The sequence below is a fragment of the Cohnella endophytica genome, from assembly GCF_003628305.1.
GTDB classification, from domain to species: Bacteria; Bacillota; Bacilli; order Paenibacillales; family Paenibacillaceae; genus Cohnella; species Cohnella endophytica.
On sequence record NZ_RBZM01000003.1, the window covers coordinates 76,977 to 91,439 of the forward strand.

17 protein-coding genes are annotated in these 14,463 nt (G+C 53.0%); 13 read left to right on the plus strand and 4 right to left on the minus strand.

Going from position 1 to position 14,463, the window contains the following annotated elements:
- Positions 1–26 precede the first annotated feature (26 nt).
- The gene (gene mqnE / locus D7Z26_RS05700; RefSeq protein WP_120975104.1) at positions 27–1,130 is read right to left on the minus strand and encodes an aminofutalosine synthase MqnE; all 1,104 of its coding nucleotides are present in this window, start codon (positions 1,128–1,130) and stop codon (positions 27–29) included.
- 281 nt (positions 1,131–1,411) lie between these two features.
- Here mqnE and D7Z26_RS05705 point away from each other — a divergent pair, with 281 nt between their 5' ends.
- From D7Z26_RS05705 to sda, 5 genes are all read left to right on the plus strand, one after another.
- Positions 1,412–1,846 carry a hypothetical protein gene (locus D7Z26_RS05705; RefSeq protein ID WP_120975105.1) on the plus strand — a complete coding sequence of 145 codons (435 nt, stop codon included), beginning with the start codon at positions 1,412–1,414 and terminating at the stop codon, positions 1,844–1,846.
- 49 nt (positions 1,847–1,895) lie between these two features.
- Positions 1,896–2,255: an iron-sulfur cluster insertion protein ErpA gene (gene erpA, locus D7Z26_RS05710; protein ID WP_120975106.1), complete on the plus strand. Its 360-nt coding sequence runs from the start codon at positions 1,896–1,898 to the stop codon at positions 2,253–2,255.
- A 340-nt stretch (positions 2,256–2,595) separates the two neighbouring features.
- Complete coding sequence (locus tag D7Z26_RS05715; protein ID WP_120975107.1) at positions 2,596–2,853, plus strand: aspartyl-phosphate phosphatase Spo0E family protein; 258 nt, start codon at positions 2,596–2,598, stop codon at positions 2,851–2,853.
- A gap of 503 nt (positions 2,854–3,356) precedes the next feature.
- A complete protein-coding gene (locus D7Z26_RS05720; protein ID WP_120975108.1) occupies positions 3,357–4,028 on the plus strand; it encodes a YheC/YheD family protein in 672 nt (223 codons plus the stop codon).
- Positions 4,029–4,298: 270 nt separating this feature from the next.
- A complete protein-coding gene (gene sda, locus D7Z26_RS05725; protein ID WP_120975109.1) occupies positions 4,299–4,442 on the plus strand; it encodes a sporulation histidine kinase inhibitor Sda in 144 nt (47 codons plus the stop codon).
- Here the strand turns inward: sda and D7Z26_RS05730 are convergent.
- Positions 4,439–4,681 carry a hypothetical protein gene (locus tag D7Z26_RS05730; protein WP_120975110.1) on the minus strand — a complete coding sequence of 81 codons (243 nt, stop codon included), beginning with the start codon at positions 4,679–4,681 and terminating at the stop codon, positions 4,439–4,441. The two genes, sda and D7Z26_RS05730, sit on opposite strands and share 4 nt — an antisense overlap.
- Before the next feature lie 64 nt (positions 4,682–4,745).
- Complete coding sequence (locus tag D7Z26_RS05735) at positions 4,746–5,747, minus strand: NAD(P)/FAD-dependent oxidoreductase (protein ID WP_267900975.1); 1,002 nt, start codon at positions 5,745–5,747, stop codon at positions 4,746–4,748.
- 243 nt (positions 5,748–5,990) lie between these two features.
- On the opposite strand from D7Z26_RS05735, the gene D7Z26_RS05740 reads away from it, so the two are divergent.
- The 3 genes from D7Z26_RS05740 to aspA all read left to right on the plus strand — a co-directional run bounded on the left by D7Z26_RS05740 (position 5,991) and on the right by aspA (position 9,046).
- Complete coding sequence (locus D7Z26_RS05740) at positions 5,991–7,184, plus strand: NAD(P)/FAD-dependent oxidoreductase (RefSeq protein WP_120975111.1); 1,194 nt, start codon at positions 5,991–5,993, stop codon at positions 7,182–7,184.
- Positions 7,184–7,465 (plus strand): hypothetical protein, encoded by a 282-nt coding sequence (locus D7Z26_RS05745; RefSeq protein ID WP_120975112.1) that lies wholly within the window; start codon positions 7,184–7,186, stop codon positions 7,463–7,465. The genes D7Z26_RS05740 and D7Z26_RS05745 overlap by 1 nt, the downstream gene beginning before the upstream one ends.
- A gap of 162 nt (positions 7,466–7,627) precedes the next feature.
- Entirely contained in the window at positions 7,628–9,046 is a 1,419-nt protein-coding gene (gene aspA, locus D7Z26_RS05750; protein WP_120975113.1) for an aspartate ammonia-lyase, read from the plus strand.
- 71 nt (positions 9,047–9,117) lie between these two features.
- On the opposite strand, the gene hemQ is transcribed toward aspA, so the two are convergent.
- Complete coding sequence (hemQ, locus tag D7Z26_RS05755; protein ID WP_120975114.1) at positions 9,118–9,867, minus strand: hydrogen peroxide-dependent heme synthase; 750 nt, start codon at positions 9,865–9,867, stop codon at positions 9,118–9,120.
- Between the two features lie 238 nt (positions 9,868–10,105).
- On the opposite strand from hemQ, the gene D7Z26_RS05760 reads away from it, so the two are divergent.
- The 5 genes from D7Z26_RS05760 (at position 10,106) to D7Z26_RS05780 (ending at position 14,452) form a co-directional block, all read left to right on the plus strand.
- A complete protein-coding gene (locus tag D7Z26_RS05760; protein WP_120975115.1) occupies positions 10,106–10,417 on the plus strand; it encodes a YuiB family protein in 312 nt (103 codons plus the stop codon).
- A gap of 27 nt (positions 10,418–10,444) precedes the next feature.
- A complete protein-coding gene (locus tag D7Z26_RS05765; RefSeq protein WP_120975116.1) occupies positions 10,445–10,858 on the plus strand; it encodes a GtrA family protein in 414 nt (137 codons plus the stop codon).
- A 27-nt stretch (positions 10,859–10,885) separates the two neighbouring features.
- Positions 10,886–11,788: an alpha/beta fold hydrolase gene (locus D7Z26_RS05770; protein WP_158602207.1), complete on the plus strand. Its 903-nt coding sequence runs from the start codon at positions 10,886–10,888 to the stop codon at positions 11,786–11,788.
- Between the two features lie 192 nt (positions 11,789–11,980).
- Entirely contained in the window at positions 11,981–13,468 is a 1,488-nt protein-coding gene (locus D7Z26_RS05775; protein WP_158602208.1) for a replication initiation and membrane attachment family protein, read from the plus strand.
- A 36-nt stretch (positions 13,469–13,504) separates the two neighbouring features.
- Entirely contained in the window at positions 13,505–14,452 is a 948-nt protein-coding gene (locus D7Z26_RS05780; RefSeq protein ID WP_120975119.1) for an ATP-binding protein, read from the plus strand.
- Positions 14,453–14,463 lie beyond the last annotated feature (11 nt).

Genomic DNA, 14,463 nt, shown 5'->3' on the forward strand with positions numbered 1-14,463 from the left:
CCCGTCTACCCAACGGGGAACTCAGTTTATTCGTATATTTTGACTTCATTGTAGAAAGTATCACGTTCGACGGGGATCCGTCCAGAGCCTTTAATCAACCACACGAGATCTTCCCGAGTAATTCCCGCCGGAGTCAGAGCGCCTGCGGCATGGCTGATTTTCTCCCGAACGATCGTGCCGTGCGCGTCGGAGGCACCCATTGTAAGCGCTACCTGCGTCAATTGCGTCCCGATGTTGATGAAATACGCTTTAATGTGCTGAATATTGTCGAGCATCAACCGGCTGATCGCGATTGCCTTCAGATCGTCGAACGCGGAGTTGCGCCGGCGGATGCTGGCTTTCGGGCTGATCGGCTGCATGGAGAGCGGGATGAATACTTGGAAGCCGTTCGTCTCGTCCTGCAGGTCGCGGATGTGGAGCATATGCCGGACGCGTTCCTCGATCGATTCGACGGAACCGTAAAGCATTGTCGTATGCGTGCGCAAACCGAGTTGATGGGCCGTCCGGTGAACTTCCAAATATTGCTCGATATTGGCTTTGTCCACTCGCATTTTTTTGCGATATTGATCGGATAAGATTTCCGCTCCGCCGCCCGTTAACGTCTCGAGTCCGGCAGCGATGAGCCGTTCGAGCACTTCTTTGTAGGTCAGGCCCGAGATGCGGGAGAAGAAATCGATCTCGGCCGCCGTGTAGGCTTTTATCGTCACGCTCGGGTATTTCAGCTTGAGCGCGCGGAGCGATTCGACGTAGTACTCGAAAGGCACGTTAGGATTGTGTCCGCCGACGATATGGAATTCGCGCACGCCGGGATGGATATGCTGTTCGACGTAGTCGATCATTTCCTGCGGGGATAACGTGTACGAGCCTTCCTGGCCTTCGTCTTTGCGGAAGTTGCAGAACGCGCAATGCGCCTCGCATACGTTCGTAAAGTAAAGACTCATATTCTCGATAAAATAAACTTTCTTGCCGTTCTTCCTTAAGTTAACCTCGTTGGCCAATTGGCCGATCGTCAGCAGGTCGTCGGAATGATATAGAAAAACGCCGTCTTCCAAGGTGAGGCGTTCGCCATTCCGAATTTTGTCGGCGATCTCGGCCATTTGGCGATCGGGATGCGTCGTAACGAGCGTCATGACATGCGCCTCCTGTATGCCTATTAGTATGGGAAAAGAGCATTCGTTCGATTGCGGCGCAGAAGTTTGTGAAAAAAAGAACTTAACTAAACCGCATTCGATCAATTCAGTGAACAACCTGTAAATATTATAAACCTGTTCATTATTCGCGGCAATAGGAAATAGAAAAGGTATAAAACCTGGCGTTTTCGGGAATGAACTTGAATAATAAACATTTTATGGTTATTGTAATAAGGGGAAAATATCGAACGAGGCGGTGTATTGTACTGAAACCGGAGATTTTGCCATTAAGCGAACTTGAAAAACTGGACGAGGCTGAGAAAATTCAAACGTTGCAGCAGTATCGTGCGGCTTATACGATTAAAGACTTAAGCATGGCATGGCAGCTGTCGAACCCGATTCAATATTACATGTGGTTGAAGAAGCAACGAATTTACGAACAAATCGTGCGCAGAGCGGATAAGTTCGAACCGTCGAAAGAATGGAAAAGACTTCAGGAGACGGAATCGCGCGAAGTCGAAAGAGGGCGTGTACGCGGCTTGTCCGCGGACCAATTCCGCTACATGCTGGATACCGATTCTTCGGGACCGGAGTTGGCGCACGTATTTCGCAGGTTGGCGGACTTCCTGCAGAACGAGCAGGGGCAATTCCGCTGCCGGATTGAATTGAAGGCGATAGCCCAGCAGGTAACGGGCGATACCTCACTTGAGGCGTAACACTCTCTAGAGTATACTAAAGAGAGTAACGCACGGGGAGGGAACCGATATGGTTAACATTAGCGAGTCGGCAACGGGTAAAATTCAAGAAATGCTGGCGGCGGAAGAGTCACCGAACTTGTTTCTGCGGATCGGGGTCAACGAAGGCGGTTGTAGCGGCTTCTCCTACGGGATGGGGTTCGACGACGAGATTAACGAAGGCGATAAAGAAATGGACATTCGCGGCGTAAAAGTCGTCGTTGACGGAGATAGCATGAAATATTTGAACGGGCTGGAGATCGACTGGAAGGAATCCGCCATGGGCGGAGGCTTCACGATCCACAACCCTAACGCTACGGCTACTTGCGGCTGCGGTTCATCTTTCCGCACGGCAACGGAAGCGGGCAATCCTGCCGCCGAGCCTTGCTGACATAACTCATGAATGTTAGCCTCCCGAATCGCGTATTCCGATACGCGATTCGAGGAGGTTTTTTGTTGCGATCGTTCAGGAGTCTTTGCCATGATGCTTTCCCATTCGCCGCAAAATATCGCCGATACCCATAATGATGATTCCGAGAGGAATTGCCAGCGTGAGCTCGTATTTCTCCATTCTTTCCTGACGAAAAGGTGTGGGTGGTAATTAAATCCAATTGGATGCTAACATATCTAAATGAGTCCAGTCCCTAACAATTTCTTAACTTTCTTCCATGAACTTTCCACAAACCTTCGTTCTATCATAGGAACTATAAGATGTTCGAGGAGGGATTGGCATGGAGGGGAGAACGAGAGCGCTAAGGAATAAAATCGAGCGCTTGCGCAACGAGATGGTGTTGAAGTTCGTTCAGAACGGAGCGGATTTGAGCGATGCGGAAGTACTCAGCCTTTCTCAACAATTAGACGAACTGCTTAATAGGTACGAGCGCAGCATGAAGTACGAGCCTAACGCGAACCCGTTATCGTTAAAGATCGGCAGATTTCCCGCGTTTGCCTATAAGAATGGATTTAGATTGATGTCCTGCAACCGCTGACTAGCTTTTGTCCTTCAGGGCGGCGGCGCCATAGTAAACGGGCACGTTGCCAGCGTACTGCAACCTACATCCCGCACAATTTCGGCCGTGTAGCACGCTGCTAGCGTGTTACAGCATGAAAAACATACAAATCCCTTTATCTAGCACGCTGTTAGCGTACTACAACTATTATCCCGCACAATTTTGCGCGTGTAGCACGCTGCGAGCGTGTTACAGCAAGGTCTCTATTCGATTTAGCTCATGTAGCACGCTGTCAGCGTGTTACAGCAAGGAATCCGCACAATCCACTTCATTTAGCACGCTCCCAGCGTACTGCAACCCACTTCCCGCACAATTCCCCGCATGTAGCACGCTCGAACGTGTTACGGCATGAAGTTCACATAATACCATTCCGCCGGCCGCCAATCACCGAAATAGAGGCGTTTTTCCGGTGTCATCTATCCAAGAACCTGTCCGTCATGAGGAGTATGTATAGATATACCCTCAGGAAAGGAGCCCGATAGATGAAGGTTTCGATCAGTCGACAGTTGGCGAGCAAGTGGACCAAAACAAACGCTTTGCTGTCGGATCCGTACATTGCCCGGCATATTCCATCGTCCCGATTGTTGAATGCGGAGAATTTGCGCAGAATGCTTTCGAAATATGGCATGGTCGTCGTAAAACCGGTCCGCGGCGCGGGGGGAATCGGCGTCATCAAAATCGAAAGATCGGGTTCATCTTACCGGATGAGTCACAAATCGCATAAAAATGTATATTCCGGATTCAATGGACTAATGCGAGGATTAAATACCACGCGGAGGAAACGGTCGTATTTGATACAAAGAGGCATCCAACTGGCGACGATCGACGGTAGGCCGATCGATTACCGCGTAAAATACGTCAAAGAAAAAGGATCGTGGACCTATCGTTCGATGGTGGGAAGAGTGGCGAAACCGGGATTATTCGTCACGAACCTCTGTCGCGGAGGCACCCTGGTTACGGCCGCGTTCGGAATTCGGAAATCTTTGTCCGCGCGGCTTGTCGGAACGAAGAAAAGAGAAATGCGACATTTGACGAAAGCGTCTACGGCGCTGTTGGAAAGCCGCTTTCCGGGCATCGGCCAACTAGGCTACGACTATGGAATCGACCGGAAAGGACACGTTTGGATGTTAGAGGTCAATACGCGACCGCAGTAAGCGTCCGGATGCGACAATTATTTCTATAAGCGCTTCTAATTGAATAATTTGCGGTCATGAAAGTTGTTTATAGCGCGATAACCGAAAAATGCTGTGCATAACTTCATCCACATTTCCCTCCTTGCCGACAAAGGTCTACAGACGTTTTTCAACAATATGCCCACAACTTGCGCACAGGAAGGTGTGGATAACCGAACGCTTGTCCGCAAAAACGGGAGCATGCTATGATGCCTTCACAAACCTTCTCAAATTCAGGAAAGGGCGTGGGTCATGTTGCCTCTGTTACCCGACGAATTATTATTGGATGCTTATCGCAATGCTCTTCGCTTGCAGCTCGAGAGAGAGTTCGTGCATATGCTTAGGTCCGAAATCAGGCGCAGAAAGCTCTCCGTTCCGGAAGAACGGGTCATCTAGACATGCCAAGCGGCAATTTCGACCGTAAACGGAGCCCCGCAGCGGATACAGCGGACGGCATGCTGGCAGATGGCATCGTCGGCGACTTCCGCTTCCCGCTGTCCGACGAAACCCGCGGCTTCATAGGGAGAGTAGGGGCCGCTCCAATCGCTCCAACGACCTTCGTCTTCGGCAACGGAACCGCAGTCCGGACAAGAAACCTTTAGGGGGATCAACGCATTGCAAATCGGACAAATCAAAAGGGCACCCTCCTTGGCGACCGGATAAGTTCCGGCGTGCTTTGGTAGGATGCCCTTTTGTCGGTCATAATTTCATGTTGCTGCTATGTCCGGGCGATAGCTTGGCTTCCGGATCTACATATACCTTGGCATTGTTGATCGCGGTCGGCGCTTCGCCGAATCCGACGGCAATCAATTTCAGCTTGCCGGGATAGGTCGTAATATCTCCCGCCGCGAATATGCCGGGGATGCTGCTTTCCATCCTTGAATCGACGACGATAGAGCCGCCTTCGATTTCAAGGCCCCATTCCGCGATCGGTCCCAGCGAGCTTACGAATCCGAAGTTGATGATGACCGCGTCGACTTCGTAGTCCGTAGTCGCACCGGTTTTTACGTCCGTCAGCGTCACTTGGTCGATCGAGCCTTCTCCGCTCAACGCGGTAATTTCGGTCGGCGTAATGACTTTCACCGACGATTTCATCAAAAGCTCCACGCTATGTTCGTGAGCCCGGAATTTGTCCCGACGATGGACGAGCAGCACTTGTTCCGCGATCGGCTCGAGCATCAGCGCCCAATCCAACGCGGAATCTCCACCCCCGCTTAGCAGCACTTTTTTGCCGCGATACCGTTCAAGATCGCTGACGAAATAATGCAAGTTAGACTTCTCGTATTGCGCCGCTTCCGGAAGCTCTAACCGCCTTGGCTCGAAAGCTCCTACGCCCGCGGTTATAATTACGGCTCGTGCATGGTGTATGCGCTTATCGGTAACAATCTCAAAGAGGCGATCTTCGAGCTTGCCGACCCGAACGACTTTCTCTTCCAGATAGATCCGGGATTGAAACAGCTCCATCTGGCTTTTCAAATTATTGACGAGCTCCTGGGCCGTAACCTTCGGAAACCCGGCGACATCGTAAATATACTTTTCCGGATATAGGGCCGCTAGTTGTCCGCCAAGCTGCGGCATGCTTTCGATAAGGCTTACCGACATCTGTCGCATTCCGCCGTAGAAAGCCGCGAACATCCCGGCCGGGCCTCCTCCGATGATGGCTACGTCGACTGTTTCGGCAGAATCAATGCTGTGCTTCAAAAGGCTGACACCTCCGTTGATGAAGTCCAAACTCTACACCTAAACGTATTCATTATAATCTTGGTATAACGGACTGGAAAGTATTTTGTAAGGATGTCCAAATATATTCGTGAAAATGAACCTTGAAAATTATAGGAAAAGCCGATATAGTCAACTTGTAGAGCTTCGTTTAAGCGACTTAACGAAGGACATTGTGTAATTTTTCACAAATTAAATACAAACAGGGATTGGATGGGATCATCAATGAGCAGCATACCGAAAATTGTAATCCTGGGCGCAGGTTATGGCGGTGTTCTGACTTCGCTACGACTGCAAAAGGAATTAAATTATAACGAAGCGGACGTCACTTTGGTTAACAAGCATGATTACCACTACATTACGACACATCTTCACATGCCGGCGGCAGGAACCGACAATCCGGAGAACGCGCGGGTTAACATCTCCAAGCTGATCGACGAATTCAAAATCGACTTCGTGAAATCGACGGTCGTTCAAATCCGTCCGCAAGACCGCAAGGTCATTCTGGAAGACGGAACGCTTTCTTACGACTACCTGATCATCGGACTCGGCGGCGAGCCTGAAACGTTCGGCATCCCGGGACTCGGCGAACATGCGATGAACATCCGGAGCATCAACTCCGTTCGACTGATCCGCGAACATATCGAATATCAATTCGCGCGGTTTAAACGCGAGCCGCACCGCACGGATTACTTGACGTTCGTCGTCGGCGGCGCGGGCTTCACGGGCATCGAATTCATCGGCGAGCTTGCGGACCGCATTCCCGAGCTTTGCAAGCAATTCGACGTGGATCCTTCCCTCGTTAAAATCATCAACATCGAAGCGGCTCCGACCGCTCTTCCCGGCTTCGATCCGGAATTGGTCGAATACGCGATGCAAGTGCTGCAGAAAAAAGGCGTTACTTTCCGCATCGGAACCGCGATCAAAGAATGCACGCCGGACGGCGTTGTCGTCGGCGACGGCGAAGAAATCAAATCGCAAACGGTCATCTGGACCGGCGGCGTTCGCGGTAACCGTTTGATCGAAGAAGCAGGCTTCGAAACGATGAGAGGACGCGTGAAAGTCGACGAGTTCCTTCGCGCTCCAGGCCATGAGAACGTATATATTTTGGGCGACAACTCGCTCGTGTTTAACCCTGAAGGCCGCCCTTATCCGCCGACCGCGCAAATGGCGATGCAACAAGGCGTTAACTGCGCGCACAACTTGGTCGCTTCGATCCGCAACCAACCGTTGAAGAGCTACTCGTTCTCCAACAAAGGTACCGTGGCATCGCTCGGCAAAGGCGAAGCGATCGGCGTTGCGTTCGGCAAGAAGTACAAAGGCCGCATGGCTGCATGGTTGAAAAAAGCGATCGACATTCGTTACTTGTTCATCATCGGCGGAATTCCGCTTGTGTTGCGTAAAGGCAAGTTCCTCTAATGAGACACTGCAGCGTGCAAGTGCGGGGCCTGTTGACCCGTGACGAACTGGACCGTTACAACGCGCTGATGGAAGTGGGCTCTTACCTGGAGTCGCAGAGCCGCTACGATCTCGTGGCGACGGTTCAAGCGGAAGTGGATTTGCTCATTCAACCCGGAATCGAGAGGCTGAAAGAGAAAGGACGCGCGCGGGACCGAATGACCCAGGAATATTTGGAAGAAAAGCGTCGCGCGGAATGGGAAGCCCAGATGCGCGCGGCGGATGAAGACGAAGACGAATAACGAACGGCCGGTTACCGTGCTCCTTGAATAGGAGTTCGGGGACCGGTTTTTTTGTGTTACAATATTATCCAATGCGGGCTAACGAGGGAAAGCTTGGTTCAAGCGCGCATGAATGGGGAAAATTATCGGCAACCGTATCACAAACAAGAGGAGAGATGGTCAATGTCCGAGCGCATCGAGAAAGATTCAATAGGTAGCCATACGGTTCCGGATACGGTCTATTACGGGATTCAAACTCTAAGGGCGTTGGAAAATTTCCCGATTACGGGAACGCCGGTTCATTCGGAGCTGGTCGTTGCGTTGGCCCACGTGAAGAAAGCGGCGGCGCGGGCTAATCTGGAGATGAAGTGGCTGCCCTCGTCGATAGCGAACGCCATCGTCGCCGCAGCGGAAGAAGTCGTTCAAGGACAATGGGCCGATCAATTCGTCGTCGATTCGATACAGGGCGGCGCGGGTACGTCGATCAACATGAATATGAACGAAGTTCTGGCGAACCGGGCGCTGGAACTGATGGGACATCATAGAGGAGATTATTTCCATTGTAATCCGAACAATCACGTGAACATGTCCCAATCTACCAACGATGCGATTCCAACGGCTCTTCGGATTGCGGCGTACACGCTTGCCCAGCGATTATTAACGACGCTGGGGGAACTTCATGACGGCTTTCTTCGGAAATCGGAGGAGTTCGACGACGTAATCAAGATGGGCCGGACGCATCTGCAGGATGCGGTGCCGATCCGGATGGGGCAGGAATTCGGGGCGTACGCCAAAGTGCTCGAACGGGATATCGGGAGGATCGGAAGAGCCGTATCCGGGCTATTGTCCGTCAACATGGGCGCTACCGCGGTCGGTACTGGACTAAACGCTTCCGTTGATTATATTCGGATCGTCGTCGGGTTGCTGGCGGAGGACTTGGGGATTCCGGTAAGTTCCGCGCCGGATTTGGTCGACGCCACGCAAAATACGGATGCTTATACGGAGCTGTCGGGCGCATTGAAAGTATGCGCGATGAATATGTCCAAAATCTGCAACGACATCCGCTTGATGGCATCCGGTCCGCGCGTAGGCCTTGGCGAAATTCAGCTGCCTCCGCGTCAGCCGGGCTCATCGATTATGCCTGGAAAGGTTAATCCCGTCATGGCCGAAGTCGTGAACCAGGTCGCCTTCCAAGTGATGGGCAACGATCATACGATCTGCATGGCATCGGAAGCGGGACAATTCGAATTAAACGTCATGGGCCCGGTAATCGCGTTTAATTTACTGCAATCCTTGAAAATTATGCGAAACGCCTTAGACGCGTTCCGGCGCTACGCGCTCGAGGGTTTGACGGCGAACCGAGAGCGTTGTCGCGATTACGTAGACCGCAGCTTCGGCATCGTAACCGCGTTAAATCCGCATCTGGGCTACGACGTGGCCGCCCAGCTCGTCAAGGAAGCGATGGCATCCGGGATGACGATTCGCGAGCTCATCGTCGAGCGCAACCTGTTGACCGCTGCGGAAATCGATGAAATTCTGGATCCTATGCAGATGACGACGCCGGGCATCGCAGGGGAAAGATTGCTAAGGGATCAACAGTAATAATGATTAGATCGTACGCGAACAAAAAATGGCTGCCCGTTTGAAAGGGCAGCCATTTGACGTATTTAGGTTTAGCCTTGAAGAAGCAATCTAACTAGCGATTCGCCGGTCAACAGGTTTCCGACGTAGAACGAACCGAACTCGCCGTAGCGCGCGCTCACTTCGTCGAAGCGCATCTCGTAGACGAGCTTCTTGAATTGCAGCGCGTCGTCCGCGAAGAGCGTGACGCCCCATTCCCAGTCGTCGAAGCCGACGGAGCCGGAGATGATTTGCTTGACCTTGCCGGCGTAACCGCGGCCGATCATGCCGTGGCTGCGCATAAGCGTTTTGCGGTCATCCATCGGGAGCATGTACCAGTTGTCTTGAAGGTCGCGTTTCTTGTTCATCGGGTAGAAGCAGATGTGATTGCTCTTCGGCAGAATCGGCTTCAGACGGGCGACGATCTCTGGGATTTGCAGCGGATCGACTCCAGGTGGCGCCATATAGTTACTGAGCTCTACTACGCTCACGTAGGAATATTCTTTGCGGGTGAACCGTGCGAATCCGGAACGGTTGAACGCGTTCTCGATGGCGTTCAATTCCTCCAGCGTTTCTCTCAAATGCATGAAGATCAGGTCGGCTTTCTGGCCTACGATCGAATACAATCCGAGGCTTCCCTCGTTGCGCGATTCGACCTCTTGCCATTCCGTAACCAGGCTCATTAATTCATTCAAAGCTCCGTCTTGCTCGGCCGCTGAAGCCGCGTTCCAAGCTTGCCAATCGATGCTGCGCAAATCATGAAGGACGTACCAGCCTTCCAACGTTTGGGCCGCTTCGCTCATCGTCAATCTCTCCTTGTCCAATATGCTGTTCCCATTGTAGCCCAAGAGCGGGGTACGGGCAAACCTTGGCACCCGTCATTGGGCAAAAAAATCGAACGCGTCGCCGCATTGTTCACATCTCCTTCACACCCTGCTCGTTGACTGGCCATGGACCAACTTGTAAACTGATAAAGTACGCGATTTTTGCGCAATTGGTAACGCGAACGGCAAAGCCGTTTTACATGGAGGGAAAAACGTTATGGCCGGTGGAATACTAGGCGGCATATTGTTCGGGATTATCGGATCGCTGCTTTGTCTGGTGCTGTTTTTCGGCATCGGCTTCATATTGAACATGCTGATCAAGACGACTTGGTTTCCGTTCTGGATGTTCTTGGTTATCGTCGTGCCTATCGGCATCTGGCAATTGTGGCAGAACGACCTTAGCGTCGCCGAGAATATCCGGTCGATGCTCGTATCGGACATGATTCTAATCGCGGCGGGTGCGGCAGGCGCGTACCTGAGCGGCTGGGCGATCCGGGCTTTGCGGCGCGGCGGGTACAAAATGTTCTAATGCCGCTGCGCGGTCAGGAGGGGAAGCATGCTCCGTTTATCGGAAGGAAAGAAGCTGGCGAAGTACGCTCTCGTGGGCGGGTTAAACACGGGGGTGGATTTCGCCGTTTTTTGTACGCTGGTCTATGCCGTCGGAATGGGGTCGTTCGGCGCGCAGACAATTTCTTATGTTGCGGGCGTCGTGAACAGTTATTTACTTAACCGTTATTGGACGTTTCAGGTGAAAGGCAAGAAAAGCATGGCCGAGTTGGCGCGGTTCATTCTGATTAACGTCTTGTCGTTCGCGGCGGCCACCGCCGTGTTGCTTGGCTTGGAATGGTTCGGCATGGAGTCGGCATTCGCGAAGATCGGTTCCGTGTTCTGCTCGCTGGCGGTTAATTATGCGGGTTACCGTTTATGGGTATTTCAAGGAATGGAACAACCAGGCAAACGGGCACACTAACGGTAAAACAATCGCGAGGTGTTCGCCGTGCCCCTCATTCACGTGAACGGTGTCGAGCTTCATTACCATCTGCAGGGTAAAGGGACGCCCATCGTGTTCGTCCACCCTCCTTGCATCGGCAGCCGGGTGTTCACTTATCTTCGGAACGACTTGTCGCAGGATCACAAGACGCTATTGTTCGATTTCCGCGGCCACGGGCGCAGCGAAAGCTCTAAAGCAAGAATTACGATTTACTCGCTCGCCGAGGATATGCTCCGGCTGCTGGACGCGTTGCATATCGAACAAGCTTACGTATGCGCTTATTCCGAAAGCTCGTTCGTCGCCTTGCAAGCGTTGATGACGTACCCTAACCGATTTGTCGGAGGGATCTTGCTCGGCGGAGTCGCGGAAGCGACGGGTTGGAAAACGCGCGCTAAGCTAAAAGCCGGATTATGGGCGGGGAGGCTGGGAGCGAGAGGACTGATCTCTTTCCCCCTCTCGTGGGTGCATGCGGATAACCACGAGGCGTTTTACCGCATCCGCGGCGAGACGCGTTCGGGAGATATGCGGAAATGGCGCGAATACATGGAAAGCGCGCTGGCCTATTCGGCTTCGAAAAGGCTGAAGGAAATCAAGCAGCCTATGCTCCTGTTGTGCGGGCAAAAAGACGCGGAGTACAAGATATATATGCGGGAGATGCAGAGAGGGCTGACGAATTTTAGCTCGGCGTATATTCCGGGCGTCGGGCATACGCTGCCGATTTACGGCGCGGCACCGATCGGCGAGCTGATGCGAGGCTGGGTGAGCGCCCAGGAAGGGCAGAGGATTCAGGAATCCATGCGGACCGTGCACAGAGCCGCTGAGCGAGCTCGTCCGGCTTACGAGGACATTGTCGCCTCCCCGCGGGATTACGATAGCGAACAAGAGGCGCAAGAACCTTATTTCCACTGATCCCGCTGAACGGGAGATAGGCGAATCCATAGACTTCGGCACAAGGAATCGCGGCGACGAAGAGCGCCGGAGCGGCTTCTTGTAGCGAAGTCTTTTTTTACATCTCATCCGCGAAGGGGTTTTGTGCTACAATAGATAGACTATTATTCAGCGAAAAGAGTTGTCGAACCCGCTATGCGAGTGTCGAACTTGATGGAATTTACCGAGAATCACCGTTATTTTACGAATCGCGATTTTTCCCTTAGCGGCTTGGACCGCAAAGTGTTTATAGCCCTCTACCAGCCGATGGTAGGGGCGATTTCGGCGGCTTTCTATCAGCTGCTCTATCACCAGACCGCCGACGACGGCGCGGGTTTTTCCTCTCCCGAGCCGCAGCGCAAGCTGTTTCTCGGACTCGGCTACGAATTAAACGCGACGGGCCGCCAGGCGCTGATCGACGCGTCCTCTAAGCTCGAAGCGGTCGGCCTGTTGCAAGTGTTCCGCAATCATAATCCTTTGACGGAAGAATCGATGTACGAGTATGCGCTGCAACGGCCCCTGAGTCCGTCGGAATTTTTCTCGAACTATCATCTCACGTTATTGTTGCAGGATAAGATCGGCAAGTCCGCGCTGCTGGAATTGCGCGACGGGTTCGCGGCGGCGACGCCTCCCGAACTGGCACGTTTCGTTAATCGCGAGGAAGCAACCGTCCCGTTCTACGAGATGTTCAAGATCGCTTCCGCCGCTTTGGATCCCGAGTTGGAGACGGGCTGGGCGGAAAGCGCCACGGCAAGGGAGAAGAAGTCGTCCTTCGAGCCCCAGGAACGCATACGCCACAGCGAGATGCTGTTGCGGTTCCCGCGAGGCTCGGTCAATCGCGTATTCGTGGAACGGCTTAACCGAGCGCCCGAATCGATGGCGCAAATCAATTATTTAGCTTACAAATTCAATCTGGAAGTGCCGGAAATATGCAGGCTGCTCGACGAAGACGGCATCTTTCAGCTCGACGGCATCCTCCTATGGGACGAGCTCCAGAATCGAGCCAACTCGATGTACCGCCAAGATCGGAAGCGGGACGGGGAGCGCGAGCGGTTTCTCGCCAGGAGCGAGGAACGGCAAGCCGCGGATACGGGCGGCGAGCAAGGATCGAATTCGAATGCCGCTCTGCAGCTCGCTATCCCGGAACGATTCCAGGAAGACGTCACGGTTGCGCGCTACAACGAAATGCTGCGCCGCGAACCGTACACGCGGATGCTCGAACGATTTTTCCCGGGTATGGTGCCGGATAATTTCGTCCAAATTTTCGAGAAAATCGATTTGAACTATAAGCTGCCGGAGCCGGTGACGAACGTCCTCATCCATTACGTATTTTCATTAGGCCAGGCGCAACGTCTAACGAAGTCGTTCGTCGATTCCATCGCCGCCAATATGCTGGCCAAAGGGATCGACACGCTAGATAAAGCGGTTCTTTATATTCGCGAACAAGAGAAGCTCAACATTGCCCTCGAGCGGAAACGACGCGGAGACGAACCGGGTCGCGAAGGCGGTGCCGCTTTCCCGCAATCGGGACAAGCTCGCGGCGGCGGTCGACGCAAGCCCGCGATGTCCGTCGTCAAGGACAACGGTCCGGCGCAGGAAGTCACTCCGGAACAAATGGAGAAAATGCTGGAGCGAGCAAGGGAATTAAAAGGAAAAAACTAATCTGTTGCGGTTACTCGACTGAGAGGTGAATCGAATATGGAATCATTGGGAGAGGCGTTGCGGCGGACGCCGTTCAATAACCTCGGCAACGCGGAGAATGTAGCGAGGCAAGTGCTGAACGATCCGCTCGTGCTGAAGCTGCGTTCCCGTTACCCGGAACTGGACGAACCGGTGCTCAGATTGAATCTGAACCGCTTGTATCAGATGACGACGGAATACCGGAATTGCAAATCATGTCCTGGACTAGCATTATGTCCGAACGATATGCAAGGACACTCCACGGGTATCAACTGTGTGGAATCGAACGGCAAGTGGCAATTGAACGACTACAAAACCGCATGCTCCAAGTGGACGGCCAACGAGCAGCAGGAGCAAATCCGGCGTCGCATCACGAGCTTCTACATCGATGAGACGGTGTTGGACGAGCGATACGACGAGGAAGAGATGATCCGACTCGATCCGGCGCGGGCCATCGCGGTCGATCAGTTGCAAAGCTACGTTCAAACGACGATCAGCGACGGGCTTCAGAAAAAGGGCATTTACCTGAAGGGCGATTTCGGCACCGGCAAGACGTTTCTGGCCGGTTACTTGCTTCAACGTTTGGCGAAGGAAGGGTTTTCCGGCGTAATCGTGTATATGCCGGAATTCGTGGAAGACGCCAAGGCGCTCATGTTCGAGCCGCAGAAGCTGAAGGAAACGCTGACGCTCATGAAAGAAGCGGACTTGCTCGTGTTCGACGATATCGGGGCCGAGAACTTGACTCCGTGGGTGCGGGATCATGTGCTCGGCGCGATCCTGAACCATCGGATGAACCGGAAGCCGACCTTTTATACGTCCAATCACGATTTCGAGGATCTGGAGAAGCACTTCAGCTTTACGCACAAAGAAGGCGAAGAGCTTCACAAAGGCCAGAGGCTGATGGACCGGGTGCGTCCGTTCGTCGACGTCGTGCACGTTCGGGGACGTAATCACCGGGGAACATAGAATAGCACGAG

Coding starts and splice junctions, on each gene's coding strand:
- mqnE (WP_120975104.1), bottom strand. CDS start 1,130: ATGACGCTCGTTACGACGCATCCCGATCGCCAAATGGCCGAGATCGCC.
- erpA (WP_120975106.1), top strand. CDS start 1,896: ATGGTTAACATTAGCGAGTCGGCAACGGGTAAAATTCAAGAAATGCTG.
- D7Z26_RS05715 (WP_120975107.1), top strand. CDS start 2,596: ATGGAGGGGAGAACGAGAGCGCTAAGGAATAAAATCGAGCGCTTGCGC.
- D7Z26_RS05720 (WP_120975108.1), top strand. CDS start 3,357: ATGAAGGTTTCGATCAGTCGACAGTTGGCGAGCAAGTGGACCAAAACA.
- sda (WP_120975109.1), top strand. CDS start 4,299: ATGTTGCCTCTGTTACCCGACGAATTATTATTGGATGCTTATCGCAAT.
- D7Z26_RS05740 (WP_120975111.1), top strand. CDS start 5,991: ATGAGCAGCATACCGAAAATTGTAATCCTGGGCGCAGGTTATGGCGGT.
- D7Z26_RS05745 (WP_120975112.1), top strand. CDS start 7,184: ATGAGACACTGCAGCGTGCAAGTGCGGGGCCTGTTGACCCGTGACGAA.
- aspA (WP_120975113.1), top strand. CDS start 7,628: ATGTCCGAGCGCATCGAGAAAGATTCAATAGGTAGCCATACGGTTCCG.
- hemQ (WP_120975114.1), bottom strand. CDS start 9,867: ATGAGCGAAGCGGCCCAAACGTTGGAAGGCTGGTACGTCCTTCATGAT.
- D7Z26_RS05760 (WP_120975115.1), top strand. CDS start 10,106: ATGGCCGGTGGAATACTAGGCGGCATATTGTTCGGGATTATCGGATCG.
- D7Z26_RS05765 (WP_120975116.1), top strand. CDS start 10,445: ATGCTCCGTTTATCGGAAGGAAAGAAGCTGGCGAAGTACGCTCTCGTG.
- D7Z26_RS05775 (WP_158602208.1), top strand. CDS start 11,981: ATGGAATTTACCGAGAATCACCGTTATTTTACGAATCGCGATTTTTCC.
- D7Z26_RS05780 (WP_120975119.1), top strand. CDS start 13,505: ATGGAATCATTGGGAGAGGCGTTGCGGCGGACGCCGTTCAATAACCTC.